The sequence below is a fragment of the Mesorhizobium sp. WSM4809 genome, assembly GCF_055811655.1.
In genome coordinates this window covers 81696-96324 of sequence record NZ_JBVVQW010000006.1, presented here as the reverse complement: position 1 = coordinate 96324, position 14629 = coordinate 81696, and the positions used below count along the sequence as shown (strand labels likewise).

Annotated in this window: 15 protein-coding genes; 7 read left to right on the top strand and 8 right to left on the bottom strand. The window is 64.0% G+C overall.

The annotated features are described in order from the left end of the window. Positions 1–2: 2 nt before the first annotated feature. Positions 3–791 (top strand): heme ABC transporter ATP-binding protein, encoded by a 789-nt coding sequence (locus AC0L24_RS17045; protein ID WP_127810236.1) that lies wholly within the window; start codon positions 3–5, stop codon positions 789–791. A gap of 29 nt (positions 792–820) precedes the next feature. Here AC0L24_RS17045 and rirA read toward each other — a convergent pair whose 3' ends face one another. Further along, entirely contained in the window at positions 821–1282 is a 462-nt protein-coding gene (gene rirA, locus AC0L24_RS17040) for an iron-responsive transcriptional regulator RirA (protein WP_127267528.1), read from the bottom strand. 275 nt (positions 1283–1557) lie between these two features. Here rirA and AC0L24_RS17035 point away from each other — a divergent pair, with 275 nt between their 5' ends. From AC0L24_RS17035 to AC0L24_RS17025, 3 genes are all read left to right on the top strand, one after another. Next, positions 1558–2853, top strand: coding sequence for a DUF445 domain-containing protein (locus AC0L24_RS17035; protein WP_473563990.1), 1296 nt, complete (start codon positions 1558–1560; stop codon positions 2851–2853). 99 nt (positions 2854–2952) lie between these two features. Next, complete coding sequence (locus tag AC0L24_RS17030; RefSeq protein WP_127810238.1) at positions 2953–3381, top strand: phasin family protein; 429 nt, start codon at positions 2953–2955, stop codon at positions 3379–3381. A 191-nt stretch (positions 3382–3572) separates the two neighbouring features. Continuing rightward, complete coding sequence (locus tag AC0L24_RS17025; protein WP_127267530.1) at positions 3573–4070, top strand: MaoC family dehydratase; 498 nt, start codon at positions 3573–3575, stop codon at positions 4068–4070. A 39-nt stretch (positions 4071–4109) separates the two neighbouring features. Here the strand turns inward: AC0L24_RS17025 and AC0L24_RS17020 are convergent, their stop codons facing one another. Beyond that, positions 4110–5564, bottom strand: coding sequence for an MFS transporter (locus tag AC0L24_RS17020; protein ID WP_127810239.1), 1455 nt, complete (start codon positions 5562–5564; stop codon positions 4110–4112). A 128-nt stretch (positions 5565–5692) separates the two neighbouring features. On the opposite strand from AC0L24_RS17020, the gene AC0L24_RS17015 reads away from it, so the two are divergent. After that, positions 5693–6586 carry a LysR family transcriptional regulator gene (locus tag AC0L24_RS17015; protein ID WP_127810240.1) on the top strand — a complete coding sequence of 298 codons (894 nt, stop codon included), beginning with the start codon at positions 5693–5695 and terminating at the stop codon, positions 6584–6586. 49 nt (positions 6587–6635) lie between these two features. Here AC0L24_RS17015 and cml read toward each other — a convergent pair whose 3' ends face one another. Both cml and AC0L24_RS17005 read right to left on the bottom strand, forming a co-directional pair. Further along, on the bottom strand, positions 6636–7829 hold the full coding sequence (gene cml, locus AC0L24_RS17010; RefSeq protein ID WP_473563989.1) for a CmlA/FloR family chloramphenicol efflux MFS transporter: 1194 nt from the start codon (positions 7827–7829) through the stop codon (positions 6636–6638). Positions 7830–8042: 213 nt separating this feature from the next. Further along, a complete protein-coding gene (locus AC0L24_RS17005) occupies positions 8043–9452 on the bottom strand; it encodes an aminotransferase-like domain-containing protein (protein ID WP_127810241.1) in 1410 nt (469 codons plus the stop codon). A gap of 104 nt (positions 9453–9556) precedes the next feature. Here AC0L24_RS17005 and AC0L24_RS17000 point away from each other — a divergent pair, with 104 nt between their 5' ends. After that, entirely contained in the window at positions 9557–10447 is an 891-nt protein-coding gene (locus tag AC0L24_RS17000; RefSeq protein ID WP_127810242.1) for a DMT family transporter, read from the top strand. Between the two features lie 121 nt (positions 10448–10568). On the opposite strand, the gene AC0L24_RS16995 is transcribed toward AC0L24_RS17000, so the two are convergent. Together AC0L24_RS16995 and AC0L24_RS16990 are read right to left on the bottom strand one after the other, a co-directional pair. Then, on the bottom strand, positions 10569–11609 hold the full coding sequence (locus AC0L24_RS16995) for a zinc-dependent alcohol dehydrogenase family protein (protein WP_127810243.1): 1041 nt from the start codon (positions 11607–11609) through the stop codon (positions 10569–10571). Positions 11610–11707: 98 nt separating this feature from the next. After that, positions 11708–12169 (bottom strand): winged helix-turn-helix transcriptional regulator, encoded by a 462-nt coding sequence (locus tag AC0L24_RS16990; RefSeq protein ID WP_127810244.1) that lies wholly within the window; start codon positions 12167–12169, stop codon positions 11708–11710. Between the two features lie 102 nt (positions 12170–12271). Between AC0L24_RS16990 and AC0L24_RS16985 the strand changes: the two genes are divergently transcribed. Next, complete coding sequence (locus AC0L24_RS16985; RefSeq protein WP_127810245.1) at positions 12272–13513, top strand: MFS transporter; 1242 nt, start codon at positions 12272–12274, stop codon at positions 13511–13513. A gap of 2 nt (positions 13514–13515) precedes the next feature. Here the strand turns inward: AC0L24_RS16985 and AC0L24_RS16980 are convergent, their stop codons facing one another. Further along, on the bottom strand, positions 13516–13989 hold the full coding sequence (locus AC0L24_RS16980; RefSeq protein WP_127810246.1) for a DUF4262 domain-containing protein: 474 nt from the start codon (positions 13987–13989) through the stop codon (positions 13516–13518). After that, entirely contained in the window at positions 13979–14629 is a 651-nt protein-coding gene (maiA, locus tag AC0L24_RS16975) for a maleylacetoacetate isomerase (protein ID WP_127810247.1), read from the bottom strand. Before maiA ends, AC0L24_RS16980 begins: the two co-directional genes overlap by 11 nt.

The following is a 14629-nucleotide window of genomic DNA, read 5'->3' as shown; positions in this document are numbered from 1 at the left end:
TGATGATCGAGGCCAAGGATGTTTCGGTTGATATCGGCGGCAAGCCTATCGTCAGCGGTATCGATTTCCACGCGCGGCCCGGCGAGATCGCCGCCATCGTCGGCCCCAATGGTTCAGGCAAGACGACCTTCCTCAAAGCGCTCTCCGGCGAACTCGCCTACACCGGGCGCGTTGCCCTCAACGGCCGAGATCTCTCGACGATGAAGCCGGTCGAGGTGGCCGTCCATCGTGCGGTGCTGCCGCAGGCGACGACGCTGTCGTTCCCGTTCACCGTGCGGGAAGTGGTCAAGCTCGGCCTTGTCGGCGGCCGCTCAGGCGTCTTGCCGGGCGAGGATGCGCGGCTGCCGGAACGGGCGCTGGCGCGTGTCGATCTCCACGGCTTTGCCGGCCGTTTCTACCAGGAGCTTTCGGGCGGCGAGCAACAGCGCGTCCAACTCGCACGTGTGCTGTGCCAGGTCTGGGCACCGGTGCTCGACGGCAAGCCGCGTTTTCTGTTCCTCGACGAGCCGGTTTCCAGCCTCGACATCAAGCACCAGCTGATCATCATGAACATTGCCCGCGACTTCGCCAGAAGGGGCGGCGGCGTGGTCGCCATCCTGCACGACCTCAATCTGACCGCCATGTATGCCGACCGGATCTTCGTCATGCATCGCGGCAGGCTGGCCGCCACCGGGTCGCCGCGAGATGTGCTGAGCGATGACCTGATCGAAAAAGTGTTCGACTGCCGGCTCAGGGTCGGCGTGCTGCCGGCCGGCAATATGCCGTTCGTGCTGCCTCAGTCAGCGGCTTGATTGCAGATCTAGCCCGCGCCCCTGCTGGGTCAGGCAGCTGGTGCGCGGCGCTCCAGCATGTCGATTCCGAGCAGGTTGCGCACATTCGGACGTGCCGCCACGAGGTCGGCGATCGTATAGCGCTCCAGCACGGCGAAGAACGCGTTCAGCGCCTCGCGCAGCGCCGAGTTCAGCGCGCAGCTATCGACGAGCGGGCATTCGGCGGCATCGTTCTCGAAGCATTCGGCCATAGCGAAGCTCTCTTCTGTCACGCGCACGACATCGAACAGGCTGATGGCTTCGGCCGCCCGGCCAAGCTTGACGCCGCCATTCCTACCGCGCACGGTCTGGACGAGGCCGTGCTCGACCAGGGGCTGCAGGATCTTGAACAGGAAAAGCTCCGACACCGAATAGGCGGCCGCGATCTCGGGGATGCGGCTCAATCGGTCATCATTGGCCGCGCAATACATCAAGATGCGCATGGCATAGTTGGTCTGGCGCGTAAGCCGCATTTTGTCCTCACAAGGCACTGGTGCGGTGCAACCACGCCAGATCTGGAAATTTTGCTGATATGGCTTTGACCCGAATTTCCGGATTCGCCACATTGGCTCGGGCGGAATATGGCCTATACCTTGGAATAATTCCAGACTAGCTTCGTGCGATAGATGAATTTTCTCCTCAACTTTGTGTGCGCGGCCGGGGAAAGTTCCGGACGAAACCCGCTGTCGCGGGTATTTCGGCCATCGGAACACTAAATAGGCTGAGATCGACGAGGAGCGGCTCACCCATGTCACAATCGGCTTCGCCCCTGGCGCCGGTCCGTTTCGATGCCGAGGCGGATGCCAGGCTTTCCGCGTTGCGGCGGACAAAATTCCTTGCGGCGGCCGCACTGGCGCTTTGCGTGCTGGTGTTTGCGCTCGCCAAATCCTTCGAGCGCACCTATCCATGGCTCGGCTTCGTCGCCGCCTTTGCCGAGGCCGCGACCATCGGCGGTCTGGCCGACTGGTACGCGGTGGTGGCGCTGTTCAGGCGGCCGCTGGGGCTGCCGATCCCGCACACGGCCATCATCCCGGAGAACCAGAACCGCATCGCCGACAATCTCGGTCGCTTCATCGAGGCCAACTTCCTGGCGCCTGAACCGGTGCGCGAAAAGCTCGCCGAGGTGGATTTCTCGGCACTCGTCGCCGACTGGCTGGCCGATACGGAGCGCGCCGCCGGCCTGTCGCGCTTCGTCGTGCGGCTGGTGCCGCAGACGCTGGCCGCTGGCGAGCAATCCGGCCTGCGCGGCTTCGTCACCAGCCGCATGCTCGAACAGATCGAAAAGGTGCCGCTGGCGCCGCTGGCCGCCGAGCTGTTGTCAGCGCTTACCGACGACCGCCGCCACCAGAAACTGTTCGACGAGTTCACCAAGGTGATCGGCAGGTTCCTCAATGACGAACAGGCGCTGGCGACGATGCGCGAAAAGATCCGCGAGGAACTGCCGTCGCTGTTCAACCTGTTCCGCGCCGACGCCTATCTCCTGAAGAAGATCGTCGCCTCGGCCGGCTCGCTTCTCGACGAGGTGAGGGCCGATCCCGACCACCCGATGCGCGCCGAATTCGACCGCTTCGCCCAAGGCTTCGTCGAGAAGCTGAGAACATCGAAGCAATACGCCAAACGGGCCGAGAAGCTGAAGCGCGACTTCCTGGCCCGGCCGGAGGTCAAGGGGTTGGCCGGCGAGATGTGGGCAAGCCTCAGCCAGTTCATCGAGCAGGACGCCAAGGCGCCGAATTCGGTTGTCCGCGCGCATCTTGCCAACATGTTCGTCGAGGTCGGTCGCCATCTTGCCGGGGATGCGCAGATCCGGGCCGACATGAACCAAGGGTTCGTGGTGGCTCTGGCGTCGTTCGTGGAGAGCCAGAAGGCCGGCGTGTCGACATTCATCGCCGACCAGGTCAAGCGCTGGGATCTTGCGCAGCTGACGCGGCTGATCGAGATGAACATCGGTCGGGACCTGCAGTATATCCGCTTCAACGGCATGATCATCGGCGGGCTCGCCGGTGTCGTGCTCTATGTGGCCGAGCGGCTGTTCCTCGTGAATTGATGCGCGACCAGACTGGCGCTCACTCCTCCGTGTCCGAATGCGAGTGCTATTCTCCCGCCGAGGGTGCCCGCATCATGCGGCAAAGGGGAGCAAACGAGCATGGCGAAACAACCGGAATCCGATTCCTTCATGGACATGTTCGGCAGGTTCGGCCGCGACCTGAAGGTGCCCAATGTCGATGTCGAGGCGATCCTCGCCCATCACCGCAAGAACCTCGAAGCGCTAGAGAAATCGACACGAGCCAGTGCCGCCGGCGCGACCTCGCTGTTGTCCAGGCAGCGCGAGATGCTGGAGGACACGCTGCGCGAGGTCACGGACATGGCGCAAAGCTACAGGGCGCCGGGCAATCCGCAGGAACTGATGACCAAACAGACGGAGTTTGCCAGAAAGTCTTTCGAAGTCGCATTGAAGAATGCGGGCGAAGTGGCTGAACTGGTCAAGAAATCCGGCGCCGAATCGGTCGACATCCTGCGCACGCGCATCAAGGAGGCGATGGAGGAAATCCGCGCCGGCTACGAGAAGAAGTAGCGGAAATGGCCGAGGCTGGCTCGTTGCTGCCAGCGGCCCCTGAAGCCTGGAAATCCCGATTTAGCCTGCGACTGCGCTCGCGGCGTGGCACGATTGCGGCCGAAACCGGCGGAACGGATTCGCGCCGAGCGAATTGACAGAGGCCGTCAGTTCGTGGTCCGGAGGCTCTGGAAGCGATCGGGAAACCAGGAATGAACGAAATACGGCCTAAAGCGCCGCCGACCTACGAGCAGTTGAGGATGATGGCCGGGCAGGAGCTTGGCGTATCGGAGTGGACGACGGTCGACCAGAACCGCATCGACCAGTTCGCCGAATGCACCGGCGACCACCAATGGATCCATGTCGACCCTGAAAGGGCGCGGCGGCAAAGCCCGTTCCGCACGACGATTGCGCATGGCTATCTGACGCTGTCGATCATCGGCGCACTGGCGCTCGGCATGGGCATCGTGCCCGAGAACACCCAGGCTGCCTTCAATTATGGCTTCGACAAGGTGCGCTTCCTGGCGCCGGTCAAGGTCGGCGCGCGCATCAGGCTGCGCATCACGCTGCTGTCCATGGAGGACAGGGGGCCCGGCCAGTATCTCATGAAGGCAGCCAATACGGTCGAGATCGAAGGCGAGGAAAAGCCTGCCTTGACGGCTGAAACGCTGGTCATGCTCTATGAACGCCGCAAGCGGGCAGGCGCCTGAGCCTGTTTGGAAATTCTACTCTCTGAGCGGTGTGGCGCGTCACGAACCCCTGGATTCCGTGCGGCCTGCGGCGCGGGCAGAGAGCAGCGCGAGGACCAGCGCGATCAGCGCCAGCACCGTCGCCGTCTGAAATGTGACCTGCATTCCCCGGGCGGCGGCCTCGGAACCCAAAAGACCAATGCCTTCGTGCCCCTTGGCCGATGCGACGGCGAATATGGCGCCCATCAACGATGCGCCGGTGATGAGGCCGAGATTGCGCGCAAGGTTGAGCAGGCCGGAGACGACGCCGCGCTGGCCGGCACTGATGCCGGCCATGACGGCTGCATTGTTGGATGTCTGGAACAGCGCGTAGCCGATGCAGGTGACGGTGATCGGAACGACATAGCCGGCAATGCCGAGCGTCACCATGGCGAGCGACAGCAGGAACGTGCCCGTGGCGAGGCTGAGCAGGCCGGCGACCATCATCCTGTGGGCGCCGAAATGATCGGTCAGGCGTCCGGCGACCAGCGCCGACAGGGCCGAGACAAGCGGGCCGGTCGACAGCACGAGGCCGACCATTGCGGCATCGAGCCCAAGTCCGCGTGACAGGTAGAATGGAGCCACCACGAGGGTCGCCATCATGACGGTGGCGACAACGAGGCTCATGGCGAGGCTGGCGCTCAGTTGGAAGTCGCGGAAGCTGGCAAGCTGGATCAAGGGGTTTTTCACACTCGCCTGCGCGGCGGCGAAAAGAAAAACACCGATGCCGGCAGCGACCAGCAGGCCGACGTTGAGCGGTCCGAAATTGCCTCTACCAAGCGTCATGGCCAGCGCATAGGCGGCCAATGTCAGGGCCAGCAGGACAGTGCCCATGACATCGAACGTGCCTCGGTCGGCCTGCGCTGTCTTGCTGCGCGCCGGCAAGGCACGCCAGGCGAGAGCGAAGGTGAGCACACCCAGCGGGACATTGACGAGGAAGATCGCGCGCCAGCCAAAGCCGGCGATCAAAAGGCCGCCGAGCGAGGGGCCAAGTGTCGTACCGATCGCGGACATTGCGCCGAGCAGGCCCATGGCGCTGCCAATTCTGTCTTTGGTCACGGTTTCGGCGACAAAGGCCAGCGTCAGCGCCATCATCAGCGCCGCGCCAAGTCCCTGCACGGCGCGTGCGGCGATCAGCAGCCACAGCGTCGGCGCCAGGCCGCAGAGCACCGATGCCGATGTGAACAGCGCGATGCCGCCAAGCAGCAACGGCCGGCGTCCAAACATGTCGGCCAGCCGGCCGGCGCTGACGATCAGTGTGGTGATGGCGAGCAGATAGGCCAGAACAACCCATTGCACGGACTGGAACGTCGCGCCGAAATTCTGCATCAGCGACGGCAGCCCGACGCTGGCAATGCTGGTTCCCAGCGAGGATAGCAGCGTGGCGAGCGACAGGCTTGCCAACGCCCAGCCGGCGGATTGCATCTGTGGCGGTGCCGATGTCAGCCCGTCCCGATTTTGCTCAGCGATTGCCACGGCGATCTCCTTCCATCAGTCCCACAACCGGAACTGCTGGAGATCTAGTTCCGTGGCCAATGTGGCGGAAGGCGCAGCATTTGCATCTTATTCATGCGTTTGGCGCCATATCATGCCATGATCTGCCGATGACATCACCCGATCTCAACCTATTGTTCGCTCTCGACATCCTGCTGACCGAAGGCAGCGTGGCGCGTGCCGCCAGCCGCCTGCGCCTCAGCCCCTCGGCGATGAGCCGGACGCTGGCGCGGTTGCGCGAGGCTACGGGCGATCCGCTGCTGGTTCGCGCCGGTCGCGGCCTGGTGGCGACGCCGCGTGCGGAAGAACTGCGACAACAGGTGGGCCGTGTCGTCCAGGATGCGGAGGCGCTGCTGCGCCCTGCCACCTTGCTCGATCTCCCGAGCCTGGACGGGGTCTTCACGCTGCGCACCAATGAGAGCTTCGTCGAAGAATTCGCGCCGCGTCTCGTCGCCCGTATCCAGGCCGATGCGCCCGGCGTGCGGCTGCGCTTTGCGCCGAAGTCCGATAGAGACGTCATGTCGCTGCGCGACGCGGCGATCGACCTGGACATAGGCGTCGCTGGCGAGACCGGACCGGAGGTGCGCATCCAGGCATTGCTTCGCGACCGCTTCATCGGCGCCGTGCGAATGGGCCATCCGTTGAGCGAGGGCACGGTGACGCCAGAGCGCTATGCGGCAGGCCGGCACATCAGCGTTTCACGGCGTGGCCGCGAGAAAGGGCCGATCGACGAGGCCCTGAACCGGCTCGGGCTGCAGCGGACAGTCGTGTGCATGGTTTCCGGTTTCTCGGCAGCCCTTGCCATGGCGCGCACGTCCGACCTGATCGCAAGCGTTCCGGAGCGGCACACCGAGGGCGCACGCGCAGGCATGCACAGTTTTCCCCTGCCGGTTGCCACCGCGGAGGTCACCATCTCGATGCTGTGGCATCCGCGCCTCGATGCCGATCCGGCGCAACGCTGGTTGCGCGACCGCGTGCGGGAAGTCTGCGCGGCGTCTCGCTGACAACGATGAGAAGCCTGCGCCAACGGCCGAGGCTTCTCATCTGTCCCGTCTATTCGGTTTGGCGTTTCTGCAAATGCCTCAGTGCGCCTAGTGTGAGCGTCGCCATGACCGAACAGTAGCCCACCAGCGGCCACGCCGTGTCTCCATCAAGCAGGATGACGAACAGCGTGCCGAGGATGCCGACGACAAGGCTCTGGATGCAGAAGTAGAGCGCGACGGCGGTTCCCGCGACATCGCCGAACGCCTCGAGTGCACCGTTCGCGGTGACTGAGACAGTGAAGACGATACCCGCGGCAACGACCCACATCGGTAAGACGAATGTCGCGAAGGACGGCGCCGCGAACAGCTGCCCGGCCGCCAGCAGAGCCGCGCCGAGCAGCAACATCGCCATGCCTCTGATAGCACTGCCCGCAATGCCCCGACGTGCAATGAACTTTTTGGCGAAGCGGGTGGTCACGATCATCACCAGCGCCGCGGTGGCGAAGGCCAGGCTGAAACCGAGCTGTGAAAAGCCGGCGCGGTCCATGAGCACCCGCGGCGCCGTCGAAAAGAACACGAAGAAGGCGCCCATGGCGGCACTGAAGCCGAGCGTGTACGCCCAGAAGGCGAAGCTGGAGAGAATGGGACGAAACGCCATTCGCCTGTCGTTGCCATTGGTGGGCCGTGTTTCATGCCATCTCGGCCATGCGTTAAGGGTGGCGGCTATTCCCAGACCGCCGAGCGTCAGGAAGATCGCGCGCCAGCCAAGATTTTCGGCGATCAATGCACCGGCAATCGGCCCCAACGCCGGCACGAAGGCCAGCATCGAACTGAACAGGCCGTAGATGACGGCACTTTCAGGCCTCTGCGCATAGACGTCGCGAACCGTTGCAAATGTCGCAACGAGAACGGCGGATGCCCCGATGGCCTGCACGACCCGCAAGGCGACGAACACCATGGCCAGCGAGGTGCAGGCGAGCAGGACGGAAGCGCCTGCAAACAAAAGCGCGCCGCCGATCAGCACCGGACGCCTGCCGATCCTGTCGGAAATTGGGCCGAAGACGATTTGGCCGAGCGCAAGGCAGATCATGTAGAGGCTCAGTGTCAGCTGGATGACATCGGGCGATGTCTTGAGGATCTCCGGCATCGCCGGGACAATCGGGAGGTAGATGTCCATGGCCAGCGAGGCCAGGATGTCGAAGGGCGCCATCAGCACCATGGCTGCTGGCAGGGAAGTCCATGTCGGGTTTTTAGGACAAGGCATGATTGAACATCCGCTCAAATGGCTACATTTGGCGGCGATCTGCCGTTCTCACTGAAGATGGGAAATGACGGGCCGCCGCAACAACGAAGTGCTATTGCGGCCTACTTGTCTGCTGACTTGCTGGTTCCCATAGTCGCTATCCCGGATCGCGCGGATATTCTCTCGACGCGCAGATCCGTCCCTTAGCAGCCGGAGGTTGTCCAGGCAACAGGATCAGCTTGGTCGCGTCATCGCAGCCTCGATCACCCTGAAAATCCGCTCGTCCGCGCATTGGGCAGCGTTGAAGCGCAGGAAGCGGCCAGCCATCCCGGACAGGCTGAATGCGTTGCCCGGTGCCAGCACGATGTTGTCGGCCAGCGCGCGGCGGGCGACTTCGGCCGCATCGACGCCATCCGGCAGACTGCACCACAGGAACAGGCCGGCCGGCTGGTCGATCCAGGGTGAGATGCCGATCGCCTTCAGACGAACGCTGGTCTCGCCCATGGCGCGCGCAAGCCGTGCGCGCAGCAAATCCATGTGCTTGCGGTAGCTGCCGTCCTTCAGCAGGGTCAGCACCAGTTCGGCCGCAAGCCGGCCGCCGCCAAAGGTGGTGGCGATCTTCAGGTCGGCCAGGGGCTCGATCCAGTCGCGGGGGGCTGCGATGAAGCCGCAGCGAACCGACGCGGACAGCGTCTTGGAGAAGCTGCCGATGTGGACAACGCGGTTGAGACCATCGAACGCCGCCAGCCTGGGGGCGGGCGCATGTTCGAAATCGGCGAAGATGTCGTCTTCGACGATGGTCAGATCCGATTGGTCGGCGAGCTTGAGCAGCCGATGCGCGGTGACTGGCGACAGCACCGCGCCGGTCGGGTTGTGGATGGCGGAATTGGTGATGTAGAGGCGCGGCCGATGCTCGGCCAGCGCCTGCGCGAACAGATCGATGTCCGGCCCCGACGGCGTGTAGGGAACGCTGACGACCTTGGCCCGGTGGGCGCGCAACAAAGCATGGAAGTTGAAGTAGCAGGGGTCGTCGACCAGCACGGTGTCGCCGGGCTCGATCAGGAACCGGCACAACAGGTCGATGGCCTGCGTGCCTGATTCTGTCAGCATGATCTGCTCGGGAGAGGCCTCGATGCCGTGCCCGGCCATACGCCGCGCCAGCAATTGCCGTAGCGGTGGCAGGCCGAGCGGCGTGCCGTAATCGGCCAGTGCGACATCGTCCGCACGCGCTACCGTGCGCAGTGCCCGGCGCAGACCTCCCTGGGGCATCCATGAAGCGGGCAGCCAGCCGCAGCCGGGCTTCAGCATCTCGTCGCCGGCTTCCAGCGACTGGCGTGAGATCCAGAGTGGATCGACCGCGCGGTCGAGGCGGGGACCGATTTCGGCCAGCGACAGCGGCGCCAGCGATCCGGCGGCATAGAATCCGGAGCCCGGCCGCGAGCGGATCGCGCCTTCGGCGGCGAGCCGCTCATAGGCTTCTACCACGGTGGATTTGGACACTCGCATGGATTTGGCAAAGGCGCGGATCGACGGCAATTGCGCTCCCGGCGTCAGGCTGCGCGCCGCGATCCGCTGGCGGATCGTCGCCATGACACCTTCGACCAGCGTTCCGCTGCTCTCGCTTCCTGTTGTCTGTTTGTCCATCCGTACTGCTCTGCTGACCATGACAGTTTTGCATAATTGTACCGCATTGTCTCTGGCGATACCACCGGCTCCGCGCGATACGGAGCCGACAAACGGAGCATACGATGGACAAGACCGCGAGCGGCTGGATGAATGGATTCATCGGCGTGTTGATCTTCAGCGGCTCGCTGCCGGCAACGCGCGTGGCGGTCAGGGATTTCGATCCGACATTCCTGACCTCGGCCCGGGCGGCGATTGCCGGCCTGCTTGGCCTGGCGCTGCTGCTTCTGTTCCGGCAGAAACGCCCGGAGCGCGGCGATCTGCTGTCGCTGGTGATCGTCGCGCTTGGCGTGGTTGTCGGCTTTCCCCTGCTGACCGCGTTGGCGCTCAAGCACGTCACCACGGCCCATTCCATCATCTTCGTCGGCCTGCTGCCGTTGGCGACCGCGATCTTCGGCGTGCTGCGCGGCGGCGACCGTCCGCGCCCGGCGTTCTGGCTGTTTTCATGCATCGGCAGCGCGCTGGTCGCGGGTTTTGCCCTGACGCAGGGCGTGACGGCCTCGCCGGTCGGCGATGGTCTGATGCTGGCTGCCATCATCGCCTGCGGCCTGGGCTATGCCGAGGGTGCCGCGCTGTCACGCAAGCTCGGCGGCTGGCAGGTGATCTGCTGGGCGCTGGTGCTGTCGCTGCCGATCATGCTGGTGCTGACGCTGATGACCATGCCGCCGTCGTTCGACGGCGTCGGCGTCAGTGCGTGGATAGGGCTTGCCTATGTCTCGCTGTTCAGCATGCTGATCGGCTTCGTGTTCTGGTATCGCGGGCTGGCGCAAGGCGGCATCGCCGCAGTCGGGCAGTTACAGCTGCTGCAGCCATTTTTCGGACTGGCACTGGCTGCGACGCTGCTGCACGAGCAGGTCAGCCCGCTGATGGTGGTCGTCACGCTTGGCGTCGTGCTTTGCGTCGTAGGCGCCAAGCGATTCGCGAGGCAGGAATTGCCACGACGCGCGATCGCCTGACGACGGTGCCGTCCTCGCCCAATGCATGTCGCCCAAAAGTGGCCCCGGTTTTGGGAGAACGACATGCATAAAAACAAGGACCTAAAGCGCGTCGCCTGGATCCGTTCAAACGCGACGCGCTTTAGAACTTCGTCACCACCCCAATACCAATGCCCTCGAAGCCGCCCATCGCCATCAGGGCCGCGGGCGCCTCGTCGAGACTGATTCTCTTGCCGACCAGCAGTTCGGGCTTCAGCTTGCCGTTGCGGATCATGTCCATCATCGCCTGGTAGCGATAGGCCTGCATGCCGTGGCTGCCGAGGATTTCGAGTTCGAAGGCGATCACCTTGTCCATCGGCACCTGCGGCCGGGCATGCTCGCCCAGCATCAGGCCGACCTGCACATGGCGGCCGCGCCGGCGCAGATTGGATATCGAATTGAACGAGGTGGTGGGGTGGCCGAGCGCGTCCATCGACATATGTGCGCCGCAATTGGTGATCTGCTTGACCGCCTTGACCACATTCGGCGTCTTTGACGCGTTGATGGTGGCGACGGCGCCGATCTTTTTGGCGAAATCCAGTTTCTCGTCGGTGAGATCGATGGCGATGACATTGGCGCCCATGGAACTGGCGATCATGATCGCCGACAGGCCGACGCCGCCGCAGCCATGCACCGCGACCCATTCGCCCGGCTTAACCCGGCCCTGGTCGACGATGGCTCGAAACGAGGTGACGAAGCGGCAGCCGAGGCTGGCGGCGGTGGCGAATTCCATCTCGTCGGGCAAGCGCACGAGATTGGTGTCGGCGTGTTCGATGGCGACATATTCGGCAAACGAGCCCCAGCCGGTGAAGCCGGGCTGGGTCTGGTGTTCGCAGACCTGGTGATTGCCCGAATTGCACTCGAAGCAGCGGCCGCAGCCGACGGCGAACGGCACGGTGACGCGCTCGCCGGCCTTCCAGCGGGTGACCTGCTTGCCGGCGGCGACGACGATACCGGCCAGTTCGTGGCCCGGCACATGCGGCAGCGTGATGCCGTCGTCATGACCCATCCAGCCATGCCAGTCGCTGCGGCACAGGCCGGTCGCCTCGACCTTGATGACGACGCCATCGGCGGCCGGCTTCGGATCGGGAACGGTCTGGATCGTCGGCGCTTCGCCGAATTTCTCGAAGACGACGGCTTTCATTGGTCACTCCACCCTCTGTGCTGCAGGAAACGATAGCCGATTCCCTGTCTGGTCGAGCAGAAATCGATTCCGCCAGGCCTGTCGGCAGGCAGCAGCTCTTAACCGGTTTCGCGGTTGCGAAAGTCGGCAAGCCGGGTTTCGCCGGGGGCAAGTTGCCGCCCGTCCTCGGCATGAACTTCCAGGCGCCTGATCGGCCTGCCGGTGAGATTGTCGACCATGAAGGTATAGGGTTCGCCCGGTCCGGCGAAGTAGGTCTCGCCCCATTGCCGCAGGGCAACCAGGACATAGAACAGGCCGCGTCCCTTTTGCGTCAGCACATATTCATGGTGCGCGCTGCCGTCGGGTGCCGGGACCGTTTCGAGGATGCCATGCGCGACGAGATTGCGCAGCCGCGACGACAGGATGTTCTTGGCGACGCCGAGGCTCTTCTGGAATTCGCCGAAGCGCCGCAAGCCGTCGAATGCGTCACGCACGATGAGCAGCGACCACCAGTCGCCAATCGCGTCCAGTGGTCGCGCTATGAGGCAATCCGCTTCGTGGTGGCTCGTTCGTTTCACCATGGCAGTCGTTGGTCCAGCATTCGATTTTCGGTTGCAACATAAAACTGTTCTGCCTATCCAGCAAGAGGTTTCAAGTTGAAACCTTCTGTGGAGAGAGCAGACATGAACATGCAGGTGGCGAACAGCGGCGCAACAAGCCTCGAGCAATCCGATGGGCCGCCTCGGGTGGCGCCGCCGCCTGCGGGATTGTCACGATTGACCGCGCTGATCTTCGCCATCGCCTGCGGCCTGAGCGTTGCCAATGTCTATTTCGCCCATCCGCTGCTCGACGCCATGGCGCATGATTTTGCTATCGCGCCGGCCTCGGTTGGCATCGTGGTGACGGTAACGCAGATCGGCTATGGGCTCGGCCTGTTCTTCATCGTGCCGCTGGGCGACCTGTTCGATCGCCGCAAGCTGATTGCCGGGCAGGCGATTCTGTCTGCCGTGGCGCTGGTGGCGGTCGGGGTCGCGCCCAATGCGGCGATGCTGCTGGCGAGCCTGGCAGTGGTCGGGCTGCTTGCGGTGGTGGTGCAGGTGCTGGTCGCCTTCGCTGCCGACCTCGCCGTAGCGTCGCAGCGGGGGCGGGCGGTCGGCACCGTCACCAGCGGTGTCATCCTGGGCATCCTGCTTGCCCGCTTCGCTTCAGGGGTCGTCGCCGATTTCGCCGGCTGGCGCTGGGTTTATCTTGTCTCGGCCATGTTGACGCTCGTCATGGCGATGGTTCTCTACCTCATCCTGCCGCGCCATGAGGCGGAGCGGCCACGCACATCCTATCCGCGCCTGCTCGCTTCGGTACTGCTGCTGTTCGTACAGGAGCCGCTGCTGCGCGTGCGGGCGGTGTTGGCCATGCTGATCTTCGCCAGCTTCAACGTGCTGTGGGCGCCGCTGGTGCTGCCGTTGAGTGCTGCGCCATTTTCACTTTCGCATACCGAGATTGGGCTTTTCGGTCTTGCGGGCGTCGCCGGCGCGCTCGGTGCGCGCTGGACCGGTGGCCTCGTCGATCGCGGCCGCGGCCAGTTGGTCACCGGACTCGGCCTGCTGCTGATGATGGCGGCCTGGCTGCCGATCGCCTTCATGGGCATGTCTCTGTGGCTGCTCGTCGCCGGCATAGTCATGCTGGATCTGGCGATCCAGGCCGTCCACGTCACCAACCAGAGCTTGATCTTCGCCCGCCGCCCGGATGCGCGCAGCCGCCTGGTTGGCGGCTACATGATCTTCTACTCGGTCGGCAGCGCCCTGGGCTCGATCGCCTCGACCATGGCTTATGGTGCAATGGGCTGGAGCGGCGTCTGTGTGCTTGGGGCCGGCATCGGCCTGTTGGCGTTGCTGTTCTGGGCGCTGACGCTGCGCGTCGGCAGATAGGCCTATGGCGACGGCGCGGTGTCGAGAAGCGGCTGCCAGCCTCGGAACCAGTCGCTCGCCTCGGCCTGCCACGGCCAGATGCCGTCCACAGTGGGATAGATCAGCTGGAGAACACGGAAATCCAGGCCGTCGTAGAACCAGAGGTCCCAGCCGAAATGCTCGCGGTAGTGGTCGATATGAACGGCGCCGAATTGACAGTCGAAACCTTCGATAAAACCGGACGATCGCTGCCCTGGTTGGAAAACCTCGCCGGAGCGGACGCGGCTGCAATACTCGTTGATGATGAACTGGGAGATTTCCGGCTTCAGGCCGATGACGATGAGTTCCGGCGCCTTGAAGTTGTGCTCTATCCCAACCGAATAGGTGAAAGGCGGATCGTCGCCTTCCTCCAGCACATGCAAGATGTGGCAGCCATACGCTTCGATATCGGCCAGCGCCTTGGCTTCATCCGGGTCGGTGGCTTCTCTACTCGGCATCGAGCTGGTTCTGGGGCGCGGCTTTCTGGAAGGCTGGCAGCGCTAGGCAGGCGGCGTTGATGCGCGCGATCGTCGGGTAGGGCGTCAGATCGACGCCGAACCGGGCGTTGCTGGCAATCTGCGCGGCGAGGCAGATGTCGGCCAGGCCCGGCGCGTCGCCATGGCAGAATGCACCCGTTTCGGGCGAGGAAGCCAGGATCTGTTCAAGCGGCTGAAAGCCCTCGTTCACCCAGTGACGGAACCAATTGGTGATGTCCTCGTCGCCGGCGCCGAACAGGGTGCGCAGCGAGGTCAGCACACGCAGATTGTTCACCGGGTGAATGTCGCAGGCGATCATCTGCGCCAGCATTCTCACGCGGGCCCGGCCGGCCGGGTCCTTCGGCAGCAGCGGTGGTTCCGGGCTGGTCTCGTCGAGGAATTCGATGATCGCCAGCGATTGCGTCAGCAGCGTGCCGTCGCCGAGGATCAGCGCCGGCACCAGCCCTTGCGGATTGACCGCGAGATAGGCTGGTTCCAGATGCTCGCCATGGCGCAAATGATGCGGGACGTAGTCGTAGCTCAGCCCCTTCATCTCCAGCGCGATCCGCACCCGATAGGAGGTGGAGGAGCGATAGTAATTGTGCAGGACGAGTTCGCTCAT

What these genes read in the sequence shown, in the direction of transcription:
- AC0L24_RS16985 (WP_127810245.1), top strand. Translation starts at nt 12,272, where the DNA reads ATGAACATGCAGGTGGCGAACAGCGGCGCAACAAGCCTCGAGCAATCC.
- AC0L24_RS16990 (WP_127810244.1), bottom strand. Translation starts at nt 12,169, where the DNA reads ATGGTGAAACGAACGAGCCACCACGAAGCGGATTGCCTCATAGCGCGA.
- AC0L24_RS17005 (WP_127810241.1), bottom strand. Translation starts at nt 9,452, where the DNA reads ATGGACAAACAGACAACAGGAAGCGAGAGCAGCGGAACGCTGGTCGAA.
- AC0L24_RS16980 (WP_127810246.1), bottom strand. Translation starts at nt 13,989, where the DNA reads ATGCCGAGTAGAGAAGCCACCGACCCGGATGAAGCCAAGGCGCTGGCC.
- rirA (WP_127267528.1), bottom strand. Translation starts at nt 1,282, where the DNA reads ATGCGGCTTACGCGCCAGACCAACTATGCCATGCGCATCTTGATGTAT.
- AC0L24_RS17035 (WP_473563990.1), top strand. Translation starts at nt 1,558, where the DNA reads ATGTCACAATCGGCTTCGCCCCTGGCGCCGGTCCGTTTCGATGCCGAG.
- AC0L24_RS17030 (WP_127810238.1), top strand. Translation starts at nt 2,953, where the DNA reads ATGGCGAAACAACCGGAATCCGATTCCTTCATGGACATGTTCGGCAGG.
- AC0L24_RS16995 (WP_127810243.1), bottom strand. Translation starts at nt 11,609, where the DNA reads ATGAAAGCCGTCGTCTTCGAGAAATTCGGCGAAGCGCCGACGATCCAG.
- cml (WP_473563989.1), bottom strand. Translation starts at nt 7,829, where the DNA reads ATGCCTTGTCCTAAAAACCCGACATGGACTTCCCTGCCAGCAGCCATG.
- maiA (WP_127810247.1), bottom strand. Translation starts at nt 14,629, where the DNA reads ATGAGCGAACTCGTCCTGCACAATTACTATCGCTCCTCCACCTCCTAT.
- AC0L24_RS17025 (WP_127267530.1), top strand. Translation starts at nt 3,573, where the DNA reads ATGAACGAAATACGGCCTAAAGCGCCGCCGACCTACGAGCAGTTGAGG.
- AC0L24_RS17015 (WP_127810240.1), top strand. Translation starts at nt 5,693, where the DNA reads ATGACATCACCCGATCTCAACCTATTGTTCGCTCTCGACATCCTGCTG.
- AC0L24_RS17000 (WP_127810242.1), top strand. Translation starts at nt 9,557, where the DNA reads ATGGACAAGACCGCGAGCGGCTGGATGAATGGATTCATCGGCGTGTTG.
- AC0L24_RS17045 (WP_127810236.1), top strand. Translation starts at nt 3, where the DNA reads ATGATCGAGGCCAAGGATGTTTCGGTTGATATCGGCGGCAAGCCTATC.